The organism is Caballeronia arationis (assembly GCF_001544975.2).
In the GTDB taxonomy this organism is placed as follows: domain Bacteria; phylum Pseudomonadota; class Gammaproteobacteria; order Burkholderiales; family Burkholderiaceae; genus Caballeronia; species Caballeronia arationis.
In genome coordinates this window covers 1-1,199 of sequence record NZ_FCOG02000464.1, presented here as the reverse complement: position 1 = coordinate 1,199, position 1,199 = coordinate 1, and the positions used below count along the sequence as shown (strand labels likewise).

Here is a 1,199-nt window from a genome sequence, read left to right as displayed (position 1 = left end):
CGCGAAATCGGCCGTCAATTGCTGGACCGCCAGCTTTCCGGCGCAGCAGTCGTGACCGCCCGCGTGCGTCTGAACCACACCCGCCTGAAGCCGCTGTTCGAACAATGGTGGCCGTACATCAACCGCATGAGCATCAACATGCAGCGTTTCGGCCGCTCGACTTTCGGCGAGAACGACAAGGAAGTGGTCAACAGCGCGCTCGAAAAGCTGCTTGCGGGCATCGAGAGCTACGTCGACGAGCAACTGCGTGTGGCCGAAGGGTTCCGTCAGCAGAAGGAAGCGGAGCTTCGTGCCAACAAAGAGTTTGTGTTCGAGCCGACGATCCCGATGCCTGCGATGGATATCGAGGTCGAGGCGTACTCGCGCTTTTCGATGCGCGTGCTTAGCGCGATCATGAAGTTCGACCGGGCGATGGACCACTTTGACTTCATGGTCTGGAACGGCATTCGCGATCAGTCGGACGTCGACGATGAAGCCGTCAACTTCCTCAAGCGCTTCAACCCGCTTGGCATTCGCGGGTACATGACGCACCTTAAGCTGATGACGACGGTCCGCGGCAACTAAGGAGGCGCGATGCTGGACGAACTCAATCCCCAGCAACGGGAAGTCGCCCAGTTGCGCCAGCATTGCGTGGCGATCGCCTGTCCGGGCGCGGGCAAGACGAAAACGATCGCCACGAAAGCAGCCCTGCTGCTACAAGACAGCTCGGCGACGGTCGGCGCCGTCACCTTCTCGAAGGATGCCGCGCTCGAATTGCGCGAGCGCATCCTGGCCGCTGCCGGCGAGTCGGTGAAGAAGCGCCTGATCGCAGGCACCTTCCATTCGCTGGCCTTCAAGCAACTTAAGCGTCCCGGCGCGCGCGCGCTCGATATCGCCTCCGATGGCGACCGGCTCGGCCTCCTCATCCGCGTGATGCAGGAACTCGGGCGCGACGGGAAGGCAGAAGACGTCATTCCAACGATCGAGAAGATCAAAACCAATTTCGGGCGGTGCGACCCGGACACTGCCGACGGCGAGCTGTATCACGCCTATCAGGACGCGCTTGCACGGAACGGCAAGATCGACTTTCAGGACATGCTGCGCCTCGCTGTAGAGGGGATGGAGCAGGGAACCATTGCCCCATACGCGTTCACCTATCTGCTCGTTGACGAGTTTCAGGACACTGACCCGTTGCAGTACCGCTGGATTGAACTGCACGC

General features: G+C 61.0%; 2 protein-coding genes. Both read left to right on the top strand.

Annotated elements, in window-relative coordinates:
• The coding region (locus AWB81_RS43190; RefSeq protein WP_062644714.1) for a hypothetical protein at window positions 1-564 on the top strand (564 nt) is incomplete at its 5' end.
• Window positions 565-573: 9 nt separating this feature from the next.
• Window positions 574-1,199, top strand: a 626-nt coding sequence (locus AWB81_RS43185) for a UvrD-helicase domain-containing protein (protein ID WP_159939040.1), incomplete at its 3' end; no start/stop codon positions are given.